At 51.6% G+C, this 17,217-nt stretch carries 19 protein-coding genes; 7 read left to right on the top strand and 12 right to left on the bottom strand.

The annotated features are described in order from the left end of the window. Positions 1 to 4: 4 nt before the first annotated feature. The 6 genes from CLV88_RS16825 to CLV88_RS16800 all read right to left on the bottom strand — a co-directional run bounded on the left by CLV88_RS16825 (position 5) and on the right by CLV88_RS16800 (position 6,458). Positions 5 to 814, bottom strand: a complete 810-nt coding sequence (locus CLV88_RS16825) for a ParA family protein (RefSeq protein ID WP_106609579.1) — start codon at positions 812 to 814, stop codon at positions 5 to 7. Next, positions 807 to 1,433, bottom strand: a complete 627-nt coding sequence (gene rsmG, locus CLV88_RS16820) for a 16S rRNA (guanine(527)-N(7))-methyltransferase RsmG (RefSeq protein ID WP_106609578.1) — start codon at positions 1,431 to 1,433, stop codon at positions 807 to 809. The genes CLV88_RS16825 and rsmG overlap by 8 nt, the downstream gene beginning before the upstream one ends. Then, a complete protein-coding gene (mnmG, locus tag CLV88_RS16815; RefSeq protein WP_207797088.1) occupies positions 1,430 to 3,301 on the bottom strand; it encodes a tRNA uridine-5-carboxymethylaminomethyl(34) synthesis enzyme MnmG in 1,872 nt (623 codons plus the stop codon). Before mnmG ends, rsmG begins: the two co-directional genes overlap by 4 nt. 3 nt (positions 3,302 to 3,304) lie before the next feature. Continuing rightward, on the bottom strand, positions 3,305 to 4,603 hold the full coding sequence (mnmE, locus tag CLV88_RS16810) for a tRNA uridine-5-carboxymethylaminomethyl(34) synthesis GTPase MnmE (RefSeq protein ID WP_106609577.1): 1,299 nt from the start codon (positions 4,601 to 4,603) through the stop codon (positions 3,305 to 3,307). Between the two features lie 10 nt (positions 4,604 to 4,613). Beyond that, a complete protein-coding gene (gene rho, locus CLV88_RS16805; protein WP_106609576.1) occupies positions 4,614 to 5,885 on the bottom strand; it encodes a transcription termination factor Rho in 1,272 nt (423 codons plus the stop codon). 123 nt (positions 5,886 to 6,008) lie between these two features. Next, complete coding sequence (locus CLV88_RS16800) at positions 6,009 to 6,458, bottom strand: CopD family protein (protein WP_106609575.1); 450 nt, start codon at positions 6,456 to 6,458, stop codon at positions 6,009 to 6,011. A gap of 409 nt (positions 6,459 to 6,867) precedes the next feature. On the opposite strand from CLV88_RS16800, the gene CLV88_RS16795 reads away from it, so the two are divergent. The 4 genes from CLV88_RS16795 to dnaQ are packed head-to-tail and all read left to right on the top strand — an operon-like array spanning position 6,868 to position 9,611. Then, positions 6,868 to 7,467, top strand: coding sequence for a Maf family protein (locus CLV88_RS16795; RefSeq protein ID WP_106609574.1), 600 nt, complete (start codon positions 6,868 to 6,870; stop codon positions 7,465 to 7,467). Further along, a complete protein-coding gene (locus tag CLV88_RS16790) occupies positions 7,464 to 8,294 on the top strand; it encodes a shikimate dehydrogenase (protein ID WP_106609573.1) in 831 nt (276 codons plus the stop codon). The genes CLV88_RS16795 and CLV88_RS16790 overlap by 4 nt, the downstream gene beginning before the upstream one ends. A 2-nt stretch (positions 8,295 to 8,296) precedes the next feature. Beyond that, positions 8,297 to 8,887 (top strand): dephospho-CoA kinase, encoded by a 591-nt coding sequence (gene coaE, locus CLV88_RS16785; RefSeq protein ID WP_106609654.1) that lies wholly within the window; start codon positions 8,297 to 8,299, stop codon positions 8,885 to 8,887. Next, entirely contained in the window at positions 8,880 to 9,611 is a 732-nt protein-coding gene (gene dnaQ / locus CLV88_RS16780; RefSeq protein ID WP_106609572.1) for a DNA polymerase III subunit epsilon, read from the top strand. The genes coaE and dnaQ overlap by 8 nt, the downstream gene beginning before the upstream one ends. Positions 9,612 to 9,642: 31 nt before the next feature. Here dnaQ and secB read toward each other — a convergent pair whose 3' ends face one another. Beyond that, on the bottom strand, positions 9,643 to 10,143 hold the full coding sequence (secB, locus tag CLV88_RS16775) for a protein-export chaperone SecB (RefSeq protein WP_106609571.1): 501 nt from the start codon (positions 10,141 to 10,143) through the stop codon (positions 9,643 to 9,645). 54 nt (positions 10,144 to 10,197) lie between these two features. Further along, the gene (locus CLV88_RS16770; protein WP_106609570.1) at positions 10,198 to 10,698 is read right to left on the bottom strand and encodes an FxsA family protein; all 501 of its coding nucleotides are present in this window, start codon (positions 10,696 to 10,698) and stop codon (positions 10,198 to 10,200) included. Between the two features lie 104 nt (positions 10,699 to 10,802). Between CLV88_RS16770 and CLV88_RS16765 the strand changes: the two genes are divergently transcribed. From CLV88_RS16765 to CLV88_RS16755, 3 genes are read left to right on the top strand one after another with little or no spacing between them, the layout of a single operon-like run. Next, on the top strand, positions 10,803 to 11,462 hold the full coding sequence (locus CLV88_RS16765) for a Tim44/TimA family putative adaptor protein (protein WP_106609569.1): 660 nt from the start codon (positions 10,803 to 10,805) through the stop codon (positions 11,460 to 11,462). Further along, a complete protein-coding gene (mltA, locus tag CLV88_RS16760) occupies positions 11,459 to 12,496 on the top strand; it encodes a murein transglycosylase A (RefSeq protein ID WP_106609568.1) in 1,038 nt (345 codons plus the stop codon). The genes CLV88_RS16765 and mltA overlap by 4 nt, the downstream gene beginning before the upstream one ends. After that, positions 12,493 to 13,068: a Smr/MutS family protein gene (locus tag CLV88_RS16755; protein WP_106609567.1), complete on the top strand. Its 576-nt coding sequence runs from the start codon at positions 12,493 to 12,495 to the stop codon at positions 13,066 to 13,068. Before mltA ends, CLV88_RS16755 begins: the two co-directional genes overlap by 4 nt. Here the strand turns inward: CLV88_RS16755 and CLV88_RS16750 are convergent. The 4 genes from CLV88_RS16750 to hslV are packed head-to-tail and all read right to left on the bottom strand — an operon-like array spanning position 13,065 to position 17,211. Next, positions 13,065 to 14,288 carry an MFS transporter gene (locus tag CLV88_RS16750; RefSeq protein WP_106609566.1) on the bottom strand — a complete coding sequence of 408 codons (1,224 nt, stop codon included), beginning with the start codon at positions 14,286 to 14,288 and terminating at the stop codon, positions 13,065 to 13,067. The genes CLV88_RS16755 and CLV88_RS16750 overlap by 4 nt on opposite strands. 27 nt (positions 14,289 to 14,315) lie before the next feature. After that, positions 14,316 to 15,626, bottom strand: coding sequence for an ATP-dependent protease ATPase subunit HslU (gene hslU / locus CLV88_RS16745; RefSeq protein WP_106609565.1), 1,311 nt, complete (start codon positions 15,624 to 15,626; stop codon positions 14,316 to 14,318). Further along, entirely contained in the window at positions 15,623 to 16,657 is a 1,035-nt protein-coding gene (locus tag CLV88_RS16740; protein ID WP_106609564.1) for an aldo/keto reductase, read from the bottom strand. Before CLV88_RS16740 ends, hslU begins: the two co-directional genes overlap by 4 nt. Then, positions 16,654 to 17,211, bottom strand: coding sequence for an ATP-dependent protease subunit HslV (hslV, locus tag CLV88_RS16735; RefSeq protein ID WP_106609563.1), 558 nt, complete (start codon positions 17,209 to 17,211; stop codon positions 16,654 to 16,656). The genes CLV88_RS16740 and hslV overlap by 4 nt, the downstream gene beginning before the upstream one ends. Positions 17,212 to 17,217: the final 6 nt, after the last annotated feature.

The raw sequence follows: 17,217 nt of genomic DNA, 5'->3' as shown, positions 1-17,217 counted from the left end.
TTTCTTAAGCGGCGATTTTCATATGTTTGGTCAAAAGCTCTTTGGCGAGAGCGCGATATGCCTCTGCCCCTTTTGACGCAGTATCATATTCCAACACTGGTTGTGCATATGACGGTGCCTCTGACACGCGAACGTTTCTGGGAATCTTGGTTTCAAAAACAAGCTCGCCAAGGTTGTCGCGCGCATCTTGTTCGACTTGCTGCGACAAGTTATTGCGCGCATCAAACATTGTGAGAACGACTCCTTCGATTCTCAAACCGGAATTAGCGGTTTGACGGACTTCGCGAACTGTCAGCATGAGCTGGGACAGACCTTCGAGTGCAAAAAATTCGCTCTGCAGTGGGATCAGAACAGAATGCGCGGCGATCATAGCGTTGACTGTCAACAAATTTAGTGACGGTGGGCAATCTATGAGAATGTAATCAAACTCGTATTTGTCCATCGCGAGTTGACGTAGCGAATCATGAAGCAGAAAGCTGCGCTTCTCATTAGAAATCAATTCAATATCTGCCGAGCTTAGATCAACGGTTGCTGGGATAATGCACATTCCCTCGATTTCAGTCGGCAGAATGACGTCTTCCAGTGGCATATCTTCAAGCATCAGATCGTAAGTTGTGTATTTTCGGTCAGCCGTATTGATTCCTAGTCCAGTGGAAGCATTGCCTTGGGGATCTAGGTCTACAAGAAGTACACGACACCCCTGTTCTGCGAGCGCCGATGCGAGGTTAATTGTGGTCGTCGTTTTGCCGACTCCACCTTTCTGGTTAGCAACTGCAATGATTTTTGGGCCCATTGGGCGAATTGGATCAGACACGCCTGATATCTCCGACCTTCAATATTACTGCTTCCGGCTCGGTCACACTTTGCACCACTTCGACGTTGAATGACCACGTTTTACGCGCTTCATCTGCTTCTTTTTTCCAGTTAACTCCCTTTGGAAACAATCCAACACCATTTTCGCCTAAATGACGTTCACCAAATTCGAGCAATGTGGTCAGTTCTGACAGTGCCCTAGCCGAGATAACATCTGCGCCTTCCGGTTCAGTTTGCTCGATGCGTTTGTTCTTCACTTTAGCAGATATGCCTGTCTCTCTGATGACGGTACGAAGGAATGCACACTTGCGTTGGTCACTCTCAATCAACGTTGTTGTTTGTCCTGTACGCATTTCCGCCGCCAATATTGCGACCACGAGACCTGGAAAGCCACCGCCGCTACCAATATCAACCCAATGTGTGCAATCACTTCTCGAAAGATTGAAAATTTGAGCTGAGTCAAGGATGTGTCTGGACCACAAGTTTGCCAGAGTTGTTTTAGATACCAGGTTTATTCTGGAATTCCACTTTTCCAGTAAGTTGGCCAGGATATGTAGTCGATCAGTTGTTTCACGTGAAACATTCAGAGCGTTGAGTACAAGTTCAGATTCGCTTTTCATGCAGTTTTCTTGCGCCCATTACTGCGCAATCTCGCCAAAATTAGTGTAATTGCAGCGGGAGTCATACCATCCAACCGCCCTGCCTGCCCCAAATTATCTGGCTTTGCCGTTGCCAATTTGTGCTTCAATTCGTTGGACAGCCCGTCAATGGACCGATAGTCGAAATCAGATGGGATTTTTAGCAATTCATCTTTCTTTAGCGCCTCTACATCCCTCTTCTGGCGCTCGATGTAGTTCGCATATAACGCATCACGAGAGAGTTGTTCTCGAGTTTCGAGATCGACGCTTTCATACTCCTTGCACAATGGCAGAAGATCGACGAATTCTACGTTAGGAAACGCAAGAACTTCAAAAGACGTACGCTTAGTGCCGTCTTGATTGACGGCAATTCCAGATTCTTTCAACTGCTTCGGTGAAAATGCAGTCTCGGTTAACAATGAATGAGCGTTTTCCAAGCGCTCTTGTTTCTCCAGAAAGTGTTTTCTTCGGTGTACCCCGACTAAGCCCAGTTCAATACCCATGGGAGTAAGCCGCTGATCAGCATTGTCTGCGCGTAGAGATAGCCGGAATTCCGCTCTTGACGTAAACATCCGATATGGTTCCGTCACTCCGCGAGTAATCAGGTCATCAACCATGACGCCTATGTAGCTGTCCGTACGGCTGAAATACTGAGGTTCCCGCCCTCTCGACAAAAGCGCGGCGTTCAATCCGGCGACCAGCCCTTGGGCGGCTGCCTCTTCATAGCCTGTAGTACCGTTGATTTGACCCGCTAGGTATAACCCCGGAACTGTCTTAACAGCGAGCGATGCGTCCAACGCGCGCGGGTCGACATAATCATACTCGATCGCATAGCCGGGTTGAATTATTTTGACTTTTTCAAGACCGTAGATCGAATGAAGGTATTCATCCTGAACATCGACCGGTAGCGACGTTGATATACCATTCGGATAAACAGTAGGATCATCAAGCCCTTCTGGTTCAAGGAAAATTTGATGAGAAGTCTTGTCAGCAAACCGAACAATCTTGTCTTCAATCGAAGGACAGTATCGAGGCCCTACACCGTCTATGTGGCCTCCATACATAGCCGATCTGGAGAGATTTTCTCGGATGATGTCGTGCGTTTTCTCATTTGTATGCGTAATCCCGCAAGAAATTTGTCGTGTTGCAGGCGCCTTGTTCATGAAGGAAAACATCGTTGGGGTTTCATCACCTGGTTGTGATTCCAACGCATCCCATTCGATTGTTCGACCATCTAAACGGGGTGGCGTACCAGTTTTCAAACGACCCAATCGTACATCAAAACTATCAATCCGCTCTGCAAGCTTGACCGACGGATTATCACCCAAACGACCACCGGGTCGCGCAACATCGCCAATATGAATTATGCCGCGTAAGAAAGTGCCTGTTGTGAGCACGACGGATTGTGAGGATACCTCATTTCCGTCGGCAAGGATAACGCCACGTACGGCGTCACCTTCAATGCGGAAATCAATTGCCTCGCCTTCGATGATCGAGAGGTTAGGTGTCCGCTCAATCTCAGACAACATGGTTTCACGATAGATTTTGCGGTCTGCTTGAGCTCTGGGACCTTGGACCGCCGGACCTTTGCGTCGGTTCAACAGACGGAACTGAATTCCGGCCTTGTCGGCAACACGCCCCATTAAACCGTCAAGTGCGTCAATTTCGCGTACCAGATGTCCCTTTCCCAAACCACCGATAGCGGGGTTACACGACATCACGCCGATGCCAGATTTTTTTAGTGTTATCAATGCAGTGTTTGCACCTACACGCGCCGCGGCGTGCGCAGCATCTGTACCGGCGTGACCGCCACCAACAACAATGACGTCAAAATGTTTCACGTGAAACACTCCTCATTTCCCGATACAAAAACTCGAAAATATCTCGTCCAACAGATTCTCAACATCTACGCGACCGACGAGAGAATCCAAAGCCCGAATCGCACTTCGCAACTCTTCAGCGACCAAATCATAGTGATCTACCCCCATATCTAACAACTTCTGAGCCGAGACGAGATTTTCCACAGAACGGTTCATAGCAATCCGATGTCGCTCACGAGTTGCAATGCCGGACTGCGCACCCCGAGACGACAACAGCGCTGAAACGTGGGAAATGAGTTGATCAACGCCCTGCCCGGTTTTTCCTGATACGGCACCTTCCTGATCAACCAACGTGTCCGCTTTTGATCGAAGAACAACATCGCCTGCCAGAGGTTCGATTTCAGGTTTTTTACCATCCTCGATCAGGAAAATCCTGAGATCAGCAGATTCGGCGCGCTGCAATGCACGTTCGATGCCAATACCTTCGACGTGATCATCCGTATCACGCAACCCGGCTGTATCAAGTAACGTTACAGGCAAACCATTGAGATCCATCCGTACCTCAATCACGTCGCGAGTGGTGCCTGCAAATTCAGACGTAATTGCGGCTTCGCGCCCAGCCAAAGCATTGAGAAGTGTAGATTTTCCAACATTTGGTGCACCAAGAATAGCTACCTCGAACCCTATACGAATACGTTCCGCAGTAGAAACTCCGGCTATTTGACGCGCGAGGTCAGTACGCACGTCTGACAGTAAATCAAGGACTTCTGGTGTCACATCTACAGGGACATCTTCATCGGCGAAATCAATTGTTGCCTCTAACAATGCTGCCGCTCTGATGAGTTTCGTTCGCCATGTTTCCGCGAGATTTCCCAGATCGCCAGAAAGCACACGTAACGCCTGACGGCGTTGAGCTTCGGTTTCAGATTCTATGAGATCCGAAAGTCCTTCGACTTGGGCGAGATCGAGACGACCATTTTCAAGTGCACGTCGGGTGAATTCTCCAGCCTCTGCGAGACGTAACCCGTCCATGTCGGCCAGTTCTCGCAGAACCGCATTCACAACAGCGACGGAACCGTGAAGATGCAATTCGACAACTTCTTCGCCGGTAAAACTATTTTTTTCCGGGAAATACATTACCAGCGCTTGGTCCAGGCGGATGCCCTTGCGATCAATCAAGAGTCGCAGAGATGCAATTCGTGGTTCGGGCAAACCACCAAAGAGCGCTCTACCCGCCTCGGCAGCCAGCGAACCAGACACACGAACGACAGCGACCCCCGCTTTACCGGGGGCCGTGGCCAACGCAAAAATTGTGTCAGGCACGTATGCCATCGCCAACCCTTTAGGTGTTCATCGAGTCAAAGAACTCGGAGTTTGTCTTTGTCTGCTTAAGCTTGGACAGCAAGAACTCGACCGCGTCCGTGGTACCCATTGGGTTGAGAATGCGGCGTAGGACAAAAGTTTTAGCCAGGTCATTTTTGTCGACCAACAGATCTTCTTTTCGCGTACCAGACTTAAGGATATCAATGGCAGGGAACACGCGTTTATCTGCAACCTTCCGGTCGAGTACGATTTCAGAGTTACCCGTGCCCTTGAATTCTTCAAAGATCACTTCGTCCATGCGGCTGCCGGTATCGATCAGTGCTGTTGAGATGATCGTGAGCGATCCACCCTCTTCGATATTACGGGCTGCACCAAAGAAACGCTTTGGACGTTGCAAGGCGTTTGCATCCACACCGCCGGTCAAAACCTTACCCGAAGATGGGACAACTGTGTTGAAAGCTCTACCAAGTCTTGTGATCGAATCGAGCAAGATAACAACATCTCGTTTATGCTCAACTAAGCGCTTGGCCTTTTCGATGACCATTTCGGACACGGCGACGTGGCGCGTTGCGGGCTCGTCAAAGGTTGAGGAGATTACCTCACCTTTGACCGAACGCTGCATGTCAGTGACTTCCTCTGGGCGTTCATCGATCAGAAGAACTATGAGATAGCATTCGGGGTGGTTGGCCTCGATGCTGTGCGCAATGTTTTGTAGCAGAACGGTTTTACCAGTGCGTGGAGGAGCCACGATCAATGAACGCTGACCCTTACCAATCGGGGAGACCAAATCGATGATACGGGCAGAACGATCACGGATCGTCGGGTCTTCGATCTCCATCTTGAGGCGTTCATCTGGGTAAAGTGGCGTGAGGTTGTCAAACGCGATCTTGTGCTTGGCCTTTTCCGGTGCCTCAAAGTTGATCAGCGTCACCGTGGTCAGCGCAAAGTAACGTTCGTTGTCTTCAGGTGCCTTGATGACGCCATCAATCGTATCACCGGTGCGCAGCGAGTGTTTACGGATCATTTCGGGCGAAACGTAGATATCATCAGGGCCGGGAAGATAGTTGGCCTCTGGCGAGCGGAGAAAGCCGAAACCGTCCTGGAGCACTTCCAGAACACCGTCGCCCGAGATTTCCCAGTCATCATCTGCGCGTTCACGCAGAATCTGGAACATCATATCGCCTTTGCGCATCGTGGACGCGTTTTCGATTTCTAGCTCTTCGGCCATCGAGAGCAGATCTTTAGGGCTTTTGGCCTTGAGCTCGGCGAGCGCGAGTTTTTCTTGTGTCATGGACATTTCCTGTGGCTACCCGTGAAAAGGCAGCGCGCGTACTTTCGTGTATATGAAGGCACATAGCCCGGCCGGGCCTGTTGGGTGGTTATGTAGGGGTTTGAGTCACCCGAGTCAATTCTCTCAGAATTTTATGACAACAGAGGCCACAATGACAATCACCAAAATTGTAGGAACTTCGTTCATCAAGCGATAATGACGCCCTGTCAAAGTATTTTCACCGCGACCAAACTGTTTGCGCTTTTGCATAAGCCAGTGATCAAAAATCGTCATGGAAATCACTCCAGCGGCCTTTGTATAGGGCCAGAGAGCGCTCCAATCTACAACTCCAGGGGTGATGATTAAAATTAGGCCAGCAACCCATGTTGCGACGCTGGCCGGGGCCATGATGTAGCGCTGTAGTTTGAACTCCATAATGCGCAAAGTTTCGTCGAGCTGATCGCCATTATTGGCCCGTTCTGCATGATAAACGAAAAGACGTGGCAGATAGAACAACCCGGCCATCCAAGACATCACTGAAATGATGTGGAATGTCAAAACGTACGGGTAAATGTCAGTGAGAACGTATCCCATCGCTCTGATCTCTCGCTTTGGTTCATCTCCTCTTAAATAATAAAATATATATAGAAAAGGATGATGATTTCGTTGTGCAGCGAAAAACGGTGGATACTTTTGTTTTCCAAACACTTATCCACCTTGGGATAGTTTGATTCACTAAGCTGGGAAATCTGATCAGGTTCAAAAAAACATCAAGTTTTTAAGGAATATTTTCAAAGTCGGGATAGGTAGCATTGTGGATAACTCTGTGGGAACAAATGTATGATGATGAGTCGTCCCGCGCGAAAAGTTATCCTCATCCACTGTGCGGAAAAATCGTAACAAACCGTGAAAGTGGGCTAGTTTCCAGTGGTCAGTAATGAAGCCTTAACTTTCCCGAAAGAATGCTTAAGAAACTCCTAGGCTTTTCCACGGGGTTATCCACATGGGTTCAAAATTGGTTCTTGCCTCCGGTTCGTCAAGTCGGGCGCAAATGTTGCATAATGCGAGTGTTGATTTTGAGGCGATTAAGCCACGGGTCGACGAAGAGGCGGTCTTGCGTGCGTTACAGCTAGAGGGCGCCTCGCCGCGCGACATTGCCGATGCGTTGGCGGAATCTAAGGTGCGCAAGGTGAGTGCCAAGATGCCAGGCGCAGTTGTTCTGGGGTGCGATCAGGTTCTGGACTTCAAAGGCGAGATTCTCACGAAGCCCAAAACTGTCGATGACGCACGTTCGCAGTTGCAAAAATTGCGCAGTGAGCGGCATATGCTGTTATCTGCGGCGGTAATTTATAAGGACGGCGAACCACTGTGGCGGTTTATCGGTACTGCACGATTGTTCATGCGGTCATTCAGTGATGAGTTCCTGGACGCCTATTTGGAACGGAACTGGGATGAGATTCAGCATTGTGTTGGTGCTTATATGCTGGAAGCAGAGGGTGTTAGGTTGTTCGAAAAGGTCGATGGAGACTACTTTACCGTTCTCGGAATGCCTTTGGTTGAAATACTGTCTTATCTGACATTGCAGGGAGAGCTGCCAAAATGACGTTGCCATCCATTCCTTTGGCCGGCGTAATCGGAAACCCGATTGCGCATTCCAAGTCGCCGCGGCTACATGGATTCTGGCTAAATAAATATGGGCTGACAGGCCACTATATACCTTTGGAAGTTGCGACGGATGATCTGGAAGCAGTGCTTAGGGCGATGCCAAAAATGGGATTTGTTGGAACAAACGTAACCCTGCCCCACAAAGAGCGAGTGATGCAATTTGTGGATTCTGTTACGGATCGGGCAACGCTGATCGGTGCGGTAAATACTATCATTTTCCGGAATGATGGAACAATTTTAGGTGACAATACAGACGGTTACGGTTTCATCGAGAATCTTAGGCAAGGCGCGCCCGCTTGGAATGCCAGCGCAGGCGCTGCCGTCGTGCTGGGCGCGGGCGGCGCGGCGCGCGCCGTTGTGGCCTCGTTGTTGGATGCAGGTGTGCCTGAGATATTGTTGACCAATCGCACCAGGGCCCGCGCTGAGAAATTGCGGGAAGATTTTGGCGCGCGCGTAAAAGTGGTGGAATGGGTTCAAGCGGGCAATGTTCTGGATCAGGCGGCGACTTTGGTAAACACGACGTCGTTAGGAATGACTGGAAAGCCGGATTTGCGGGTGCCACTTGACGGCCTGCGAAAGGAAACCGTTGTGACGGATCTCGTCTATACACCAATGCAGACACAGCTTTTGGCGGTGGCGGCTGAAAAAGGATGTGCCACCGTGGACGGGCTGGGTATGTTGTTACATCAGGCGGTTCCGGGGTTTGAACGTTGGTTTGGTCGACGACCGACAGTGGATGAAGAGGCCCGTCGGGCCGTTTTGTGACAGTGTTCAGATTAGGGCTGACCGGTTCGATTGGCATGGGTAAGTCAACCACTGCCAAGATGTTTGCTGATGCGGGCTGCGCTTTGTGGGACGCGGACGCAGCTGTTCATCGTTTGTATGCCGAGGGGGGCGCTGCTGTGGAACCGATCCGCAAGGTTTTGCCAACAGCAATTGTGGATGGTGCTGTGTCGCGCGACGTGCTGAAGCAGTTGATCGCGCAAAACAAAGATGTCCTTAGAGTCTTGGAAGACATTGTTCATCCACTGGTGGCGGAGGACAGGGCTGACTTTGCCGAAAGAGTAGAAGCTAAAATTCTGGTTTTTGACATCCCCTTGTTGTTCGAAAGCAATGGCCACAAAGAGGTAGACGCAGTTGTTTGTGTCTCTGTTTCACCAGATCTCCAGAAGAAACGTGTTCTGGCGCGTGGTACGATGAGCGAGGCGCAATTTGAGAGAATACGCGCGAGACAGATGCCGAATGATCAGAAATGTGCTAGGTCTGACTACGTAGTATCAACAGATACATTGGACCATGCGCGCGCGCAGGTGGACGCGATAATTGCAGAGATTAAGGAGCGAATTGCTGATGCGTGAAATCGTATTGGATACAGAAACCACCGGATTTGATCCTCAGAGCGGCGACCGTATTGTCGAAATTGGTGCGGTGGAGCTTTATAATCACTTGCCGACTGGGAGAACGTTCCACGAGTACATGAATCCACAGCGATCCATGCCAAAAGAGGCATTTCAGGTGCATGGAATTGGGCCGGATTTGCTTGAGCCGCCGCAGGATCCTGAACCTGGAGCCGTGACACTACGGGACAAACCGCTGTTCGACGCGATTGGGCAGAAGTTCTTGGACTTTGTCGGTGACGCAAAACTGGTTATCCATAATGCAGCGTTTGATATGAAATTCCTGAATGCCGAGCTTCGCTGGATGAATTTGCCGCAGCTGCCTTGGGAGCAGGCGCTGGATACGTTGGCGATGGCGCGGCAAAAATTTCCCGGCTCACCCGCGACACTTGATGCGCTGTGTCGACGTTTTGGGATCAATAACTCGAACCGAACGCTACACGGTGCGCTATTGGACTCGGAAATTCTGGCCGAAGTATACTTGGAGCTTATCGGCGGGCGACAACCAGATTTAGTGCTGGCTGCAAACTCTGGAAAATCGGGATCGTCTCAAGCTATGGAGGATTGGCGACCTAGCAAACGCCCGACTCCACTGCCTTCTCGATTGACTCAGGAAGAAGCTAAAGCACATCGTCAGTTTGTTGAAGAAATGGGAGAAGACGCCCTGTGGACGAAGCTGGGATAGGCGCCACCAAAGAGTGGCGCCAGAAGCCAGATTAATTTGTAACAGCAGGTTGCTGTTCAGCTGCACGCCGCGCAATTTCCGAACGATAGAGCGCCATAAAATCGATGTTGTCCAAATTCAGCGGTGGGAAGCCACCGTCGCGGGTAATGTCGCTGACAATGCGACGTAGGAATGGGAACAACATCCGCGGACATTCGATTAGAAGGAATGGATGCATTTGATCGTCCGGCACGCCTTCAATGTGGAACACGCCAGCATACTCAAGTTCAAAGATGAACATTTCCGAGTCATCTTCTTTGTTTTTGGAAACGATGTTGAGTTTTATGGCAACTTCGTACTGATGCTCGGTTGAGCGCTTTTTGGCGTCGAGGTTAACTTGAACCTGAACGTCAGGTTGTCCGTTTCCCGCGGCACCCTTTTGAGCCAGAATATTCTCGAACGACATGTCGCGAATAAACTGAGCCAGAACGTTCATTTTCACCTGCGGCGCCTGTGCTTGTGTTTCGGCGGCGCCGTTTTCATTTTCCGCCATTATTTTACTCCCAAAAATTGACTTTGCCTGCTTTAGCAGGTCGATGGTGGGGTCTCAATGCTTTGTCCAGCCGGAGGGAGGGTGTGTTGGTTTTTTTGAAGGGTCAACCTCGGTGAACTCGCCATCTATCACGTCGGCCTGTGAGGATTTAGGACGCTGTGCAGTGTAGGTTTGATGTGTGCTTGTGGATCCCATGGAAAAAGATTTCACATGAATTCGCTTGCGCAAGTATCCGAAGACAGCCACGCGAACAGGTGGCATCAGAAGCGCAAAACCAACGGCGTCGGTGAAGAATCCAGGAGTGAGCAGCAAGGCACCGGCAATCAGAATCATAGCGCCATGCGCAAGTGGTTCCGTGGGATCATCAAGTTCAGAAAAGGATCTTTGCAGATTGCCAATCGCCATGGCACCTTGAGTTCGAACGAGCCAAGTACCCAGAATAGCCGTGATCAAGACGATCAAAAGAGTTGGCCAAAGCCCAATTGTGCCACCCACTTGAATAAAAAGCGCGATTTCGATCAACGGAATGGCGACAAATGCCAACAATAGCCACATGTTTACGTTACTCCATTAGACTTTCGGGCACGGTGGACTTGACCCGGCTGGTGACTTACATAAGTGCCTTAGACATGTCTTTCCATGCCCAAGCTGAGGTCCCGATGAATTCACCCCTTTTACAGCTGCTGGTTCTGGCCGGTATCGCCGTTTTCCTGATCCTGAGGCTAAAAAATGTTTTGGGTACTCGAGACGGATATGAACCGCCGCGTGAAGCGGGTCCGCAACCTGCCGAGCGAAGGGGGCCTGAACTTGAAGTAATAGAAGGTGGTCCGGATCGCGATATTCTGGATCATGCGGAAGAAGGCAGCGTCACGGCAAGCGCATTGGCGTCAATGAAAACTGCTGATCCGAGCTTTGGCGTGAGCGATTTTCTGGAAGGCGCTCGTGGCGCTTATGAGATGATACTGATGGGATTCGAGAAGGGCGACCTTGCGTCTATCAAACCGTTCCTTGCGGACGAAGTGTATGAGACATTCGCGGAAGTGGTTGAGGCGCGAGATAAGCAGGGTTTGACCATCGAGAGCGAATTTGTTGGTGTGCGAGAAATGGCGCTTCACGAGGCGATTTTTGACGACGAAACACGTGAGGGTGAAATCTCTGTGCGGTTTATTGGCGAACTGACCTATGTTGTGCGCGACAAAGCCGGTGACGTTGTAGAAGGCAGCGAAAGCCAGATCAAGCGGCAGAAGGATATTTGGACCTTTGCGCGCGCGATGGGATCTGATGATCCCAACTGGCAGCTTGTTGCCACGGGCGAATGATCCGAGTGTTTCGGACGGCAATGGCGGCTTTCATCTTGATGGCCGGCAGTGCAGCCATGTCTGAAACAACTTTGAAAATTTTGTCTTTCGAGGAACTTGACGGGTGGGCGGAAGATGATCACGAGGCTGCCCGACAAGTTTTTCTAAATACGTGCATCGATTTTGATGAACCTGATTGGCAGGTTTTGTGCGGTGCCGCGACCGGGATTAAGGACGCGCGAAACTTTTTTGAATTGCTGTTTCGACCAGTATTGATCGAAGATGGCGCACCGGGGTTGTTTACGGGTTACTTCGAGCCAGAGCTTGATGGTGCACGTCGACCAGGTGGGCCGTATCGATATCCGGTTTACAAAATGCCGCCAGAGGCACGAAATGTGACCAGGTGGCTGACACGGCGTGAGATTGAAACATCAGGTGTGATGAGTGGGCGTGGTCTGGAAATCGCCTGGATTGATGATCCTGTTGAATTGTTTTTTTTGCAGATTCAGGGGTCTGGGCGCATTCGGTTGCAGGATGGATCACATATTCGCGTCGGGTATGGCGGCGCAAATGGGCACCCGTATCGCTCTATTGGGGTTGAGCTAGTGCGACGTGGGATATACAGCGCGCACCAAGTTAGCGCACAGGTCATCAAGAATTGGGTGCGAAGAAACCCAACAGATGGACCAGAGCTTTTGCGGCACAACGACAGTTTCGTTTTCTTTCGTACGGTTAATCGCGTGTCGCCCGAAAAGGGGCCACTAGGCGCCATGAACAGATCTATTACGACGATGCGTTCGGTGGCAGTGGATCCGAAATTCACGCCTTTAGGTGCTCCGGTCTGGCTTGAAAAGGACGGTGAAATTCCGCTGCGGCGTTTGATGATCGCTCAAGATACTGGATCGGCCATAAAGGGCGCACAACGGGCCGATGTCTTCTTCGGCACCGGAGAAGAAGCTGGTCGCGCTGCCGGTAGGCTAAAGGATGAGGGCCGTATGATCGTTTTGTTTCCGATCCAGCGAGCCTATGCGATGTTGCCGGAGCCGGTTCTGTGAGCAAGCGTCGATTGACCCGTGATGAGATCGATCTATGGCGCAAAGTGACGGACTCCGCGCAGCGGTTACATCCGGAAAAAAAGATCCACGATCTACCACTTCCCAAACCCAAACCAGTTAAACAACCACGCGCGACAATTCCTGAGTTTAAGCTGGGGGGAAAGTCGGCCACACGCCTGCCCGCGCATGATTTATTGGCCAGCGTGTCCGAGAGGGTGGCTAAGCAGCCCTTGCAGATGGATAAGAAGAAGTTTGCGAAGTTGAAGCGCGGAAAACTAGTGCCTGAAGGAAAAATTGACCTTCATGGCATGACCATGGATCAGGCCCACCCTGCGCTGACCAGGTTTTTGATGCGTGCCCATGGAGAGGGCAATCGGTTGGTTCTGGTGATCACGGGTAAGGGGAAGTCCAAGCCTTATGAGGGGCCAATTCCAACCCGGCGTGGGGTCCTGAAGCATCAGGTACCACAATGGCTATCGTTGCCGCCTCTGAGATCGGTGGTGTTACAAGTTTCCGAGTCGCATTTGAAACACGGCGGCGGCGGGGCCTATTATGTATATTTGCGACGCTAACGCGCCGGTAGATTGCCGCGCTGGGCAGAGATCCCAACAAGCATGAGAGCGGTGGTCAGGAGAAAATAACCTGATACTCCAAGAAACTGCGGCAACAAACCAATTCCCATATCGATCAAGCCGCCAGTTATCGCGGGGCCGATGGCGGATCCGAGCACCATAACAGCAGTGGCGGCAGATTTGATCGCACCGATATGTCGGGTGCCGTAAAATTCCGCCCAGAACGCCGCGACAAGCGTCGTGGATGCGCCAGATGTGATTCCTTGGAAAACCAAGGCGATGAGTGTGCCTGCCAGGCTGTCCGTTATGGCAAAAAGCGAGAATGAAACCACCATTGGCAGCTGTGACCATGGCAACAGGCGCGCTGTTCCAATTTTGTCGAGTGCCCAGCCAGATAGAAGCATGGCACCAATGCCGGTAAAGGTGAAAACCGGGAAAAGCGCGACAAGTTGGCTGTGATCCCAGCCTTTGATTTCGGCGAAATGCACCTGTTGAAAGAAGAAAGCAGTGTTGAAGGCCGACGGACCCAAGAGTGCAGGCACCATAAACCAGAATAAGCTGTGTCTTAGAGCCTCGTGCCGGGTCCAGTGGCGACCGGACATGCCCAAAGCCTCGGTCGCATTGGCCATGGATTGCGGTGTGCGTTCTTTGGCAAGCAAGAACCAAAGGGTTGGAATACCGGCAAGGGCTATTGTTGCACTTATCCACCATAATTGGTGCCAGTTCTCCGCCGTCATTATGGAGACGACGATGATGGGCAGGAAGGCTTCTCCGATGGAAAATCCAAGTGACGCAATCGCGAGCGCCCTGCCCCGTGTTGCTACAAACCAGCGCGCCATGGCCACGACGGCGATGTGGGTCAACATGCCCTGGCCTGTGAAGCGAAGCGCAAAGATCAAAAATGGCAGCGCCCAAGCAGAGTGAGTCTCGGCCATCCACACACATGCGGCGGCCAATAGCGCAAGCACCACGGCTCCCAACGCACGAACGCGGAAATGGTCTGTCATAACACCCGCCCAGACCATGACAATTGCTGAAGCCGTCGTACCAATTGAGTATATACCACCCCATTCACCGTGGGTGAGGTTGAACTCGGTCCGGATGTGACCAGCGAAGAGGGAGATGAAGAATGTTTGCCCGAAACAGGATAAGAATGTCAGCAATACACCGGGTAAGAGCCAGCGAAAGTTTTGCTTCAGAAAGGTCAGCGTGGCATTCATTGGCTGACCTTTCTGCGGATCGAGTTCTTACAGGACGTAGCGGCTGACATCGACGGATTTGGACAATTCGCCGAGGTTTTTGTCCACAAAAGCAGCGTCTATGGTGATTTGCTCGCCTGAGCGATCAGGTGCGGAAAAGCTCAACTCTTCAAATACACGCTCCATGACGGTGTATAGTCGCCGTGCGCCGATGTTTTCGACTGATTGATTCACGTCTGCTGCAATTTTTGCCAACGCTTTGATCCCGTCTGGAGTGAAACCGACAATAACGTCTTCGGTACCCATCAGTGCGGTGTATTGCAGCGTTAGCGCGTTGTCCGTTTCGGTTAGGATACGTACAAAGTCTTCTTCGGTCAGCGCCCGCAGTTCGACACGTATTGGCAAGCGGCCCTGTAATTCAGGCAAGAGATCAGAAGGTTTGGCAATGTGAAACGCGCCCGACGCGATAAAGAGAATGTGGTCGGTTTTGACGGGTCCGTGTTTTGTTGAAACGGTGGTGCCTTCTATCAGCGGGAGCAGGTCGCGCTGTACGCCTTCGCGTGACACGTCACCGCCACGAGCCTCTTGTCGGGCGCAGACCTTGTCAATCTCATCAAGGAACACGATGCCGTTTTGTTCAACGGCCTCTAATGCGGCGCGGTTGACGGTTTCATCATCCAACAGCTTGTCAGCCTCTTCCGAGATAAGCACTTCGTAGCTCTCGGCGACGGTCAATTTGCGCTTGGTGGTACGCCCCCCAAGAGCTTTGCCGAAGATATCGCCAAGGTTCATCATGCCCATCTGGCCACTGGGTTGTCCTGGGATGTCGAACATGCCGCCCATTGGATTGGAGGTGTCGGCGATTTCCAGTTCGATGATCGTGTCATCTAGTTCGCCGGATTTGAGTTTCTTTCGAAACATTTCACGGGTCGCGTCGCGCGCATCTTCGCCGGCAATCGCCTCGATAACACGTTCTTCGGCTGCTGCGTGGGCGTTGGCTTTGACCTCGTCACGCATATTTTCGCGGGTTTGCAAAATGGCCGCATCGACCAGATCGCGGATGATCTGCTCTACGTCCCGGCCAACATAACCCACTTCGGTGAACTTGGTGGCTTCCACCTTAAGAAAGGGTGCCTTGGCCAACTTTGCCAGTCGGCGGCTGATCTCGGTTTTACCAACACCGGTGGGGCCGATCATCAGGATGTTTTTGGGATACACCTCGTCGCGCAGATCATCGGAAAGCTGTTTGCGACGCCAGCGGTTACGCAGTGCGACGGCGACGGCGCGCTTGGCGTCATTCTGGCCGATGATGAAACGGTCGAGTTCGGAAACGATTTCGCGGGGTGTCAGATCAGTCACGACAGGGCCTTTGTGTAAATTTCGTCATGCATCATGCCGTCGAACCATTCAGGATAGCGACGAACGGGTACGGCGGCAGCGTCGATTGCGGCAATTTCGGCGCTAGACAGTGTGATCTTGGCCGCCTTGAGGCTGGATTCAAGGTGTGAAACTTTGCTTGCGCCAATGATGACAGTGTGGTTGCGGTTTTTGTTCAGGATCCAAGCTTGCGCGACTTCCGCCGGAGTGGCGTTATGCGCAGTGGCTGCGGAATCGAGTGCGGTAAGTGCCGTTTGTGCCTGTTCATTGGCGATGTTTAGGAAATTGCTTTCGCTGAGACGGCCGCCAGAGGCGTTGATATCGTTAAGATTGTACTTTCCGGTAAGCAGTCCACCCGCCAAAGGTGACCACGCCATAAGGCCTACACCCATCGTATCGCCCATTCGCAGCACATCGACCTCGATGTCGCGCGAAACGGCATTGTAGAGGTATTGGCCTGCAACAAACTGGTCCAACCCGTTGTCACGTTGGAATTGGATCGCTTGGGCGACCTGCCAAGCGGGCCAGTTAGAGCATCCGATATAACGCACTTTGCCGCTGTCGATCAGTAATTGAAGAGTTTTCAGCGTTTCTTCGAGAGGTGTCGTAAAATCTGTCTTGTGCAGAACGAGGAGGTCGATCCATTCGGTACCCAGTCGGTGCAGGCACCCTTCGACAGAACGGATTAGATGAGACTTGGATAGTCCCGCATCGTTGAAACGATCGGACTGACGAAAGCCAGCCTTGGTGCAAATCACAGCTTGGTCGCGCTTGCCCACAAGTGACTTGCCAAGAATATCTTCGGCTTCGCCGTTTGAGTATCCGTCAGCCGTGTCAAAGAAGTTCACACCTCGATCCAGCGCCATATCGACCATGCGTTGCGCATCGTCCAGCCCAGTTTTAGCGACACCTGGAATCCAGTCGGACCCGTGAGTGAATGTCATCGTGCCAAGAGCCAAACGTGAAACAATCAGGCCTGATTGACCCAGGCGTGTGCATGCCATTTCATTCATTGCGATATCTTTTCAACCGTCAGGTTTCCGTTTGTGTAGACACAGATATCAGATGCAATGGCCATAGCCTTGCGGGCGACCTCTTCCGCGGAAAGATCTGTGTCCATAAGAGCCCGGCCAGCGGCCAGAGCAAAATTTCCACCCGACCCAATTGCGGTGACGTCATGTTCGGGCTCAAGCACGTCCCCTGCCCCGGTGATCACAAAGATATCTGCACCATCTGAAACGATCAGCATCGCCTCAAGCTTTTGCAGGTATTTGTCGGTGCGCCAGTCCTTGGCGAGTTCGACGCTGGCCCGGGCCAGTTGACCGGGGGTCGCTTCGAGCTTAGTTTCCAGTCGCTCCAGAAGCGTGAATGCATCTGCCGTGGAGCCTGCGAATCCTGCGACGATCTCGTGGCCGCCTGGCTTGATACGGCGTACTTTGCGGGCGGTCCCTTTGATCACGGTTTGACCAAGTGAAACTTGGCCATCGCCTGCGATTACAACTTCGTCACCTTTTTTGACACCAATAATTGTGGTGCCGTGCCAACCGGGGAACTGGTCATCTGCCATCTGGCT

It is taken from the genome of Shimia abyssi (assembly GCF_003014475.1).
Classification (GTDB): domain Bacteria; phylum Pseudomonadota; class Alphaproteobacteria; order Rhodobacterales; family Rhodobacteraceae; genus Shimia; species Shimia abyssi.
Note: the sequence above shows the minus strand (reverse complement) of the source record. Positions and strands in the feature narration are given on the sequence as shown.

Coding starts and splice junctions, on each gene's coding strand:
- CLV88_RS16800 (WP_106609575.1), bottom strand. CDS start 6,458: ATGGGATACGTTCTCACTGACATTTACCCGTACGTTTTGACATTCCAC.
- secB (WP_106609571.1), bottom strand. CDS start 10,143: ATGGCGGAAAATGAAAACGGCGCCGCCGAAACACAAGCACAGGCGCCG.
- CLV88_RS16740 (WP_106609564.1), bottom strand. CDS start 16,657: ATGAATGAAATGGCATGCACACGCCTGGGTCAATCAGGCCTGATTGTT.
- rho (WP_106609576.1), bottom strand. CDS start 5,885: ATGACACAAGAAAAACTCGCGCTCGCCGAGCTCAAGGCCAAAAGCCCT.
- CLV88_RS16765 (WP_106609569.1), top strand. CDS start 10,803: ATGAATTCACCCCTTTTACAGCTGCTGGTTCTGGCCGGTATCGCCGTT.
- dnaQ (WP_106609572.1), top strand. CDS start 8,880: ATGCGTGAAATCGTATTGGATACAGAAACCACCGGATTTGATCCTCAG.
- CLV88_RS16770 (WP_106609570.1), bottom strand. CDS start 10,698: ATGTGGCTATTGTTGGCATTTGTCGCCATTCCGTTGATCGAAATCGCG.
- rsmG (WP_106609578.1), bottom strand. CDS start 1,433: ATGAAAAGCGAATCTGAACTTGTACTCAACGCTCTGAATGTTTCACGT.
- CLV88_RS16795 (WP_106609574.1), top strand. CDS start 6,868: ATGGGTTCAAAATTGGTTCTTGCCTCCGGTTCGTCAAGTCGGGCGCAA.
- CLV88_RS16790 (WP_106609573.1), top strand. CDS start 7,464: ATGACGTTGCCATCCATTCCTTTGGCCGGCGTAATCGGAAACCCGATT.
- hslV (WP_106609563.1), bottom strand. CDS start 17,211: ATGGCAGATGACCAGTTCCCCGGTTGGCACGGCACCACAATTATTGGT.
- mltA (WP_106609568.1), top strand. CDS start 11,459: ATGATCCGAGTGTTTCGGACGGCAATGGCGGCTTTCATCTTGATGGCC.
- mnmE (WP_106609577.1), bottom strand. CDS start 4,603: ATGGCATACGTGCCTGACACAATTTTTGCGTTGGCCACGGCCCCCGGT.
- CLV88_RS16750 (WP_106609566.1), bottom strand. CDS start 14,288: ATGAATGCCACGCTGACCTTTCTGAAGCAAAACTTTCGCTGGCTCTTA.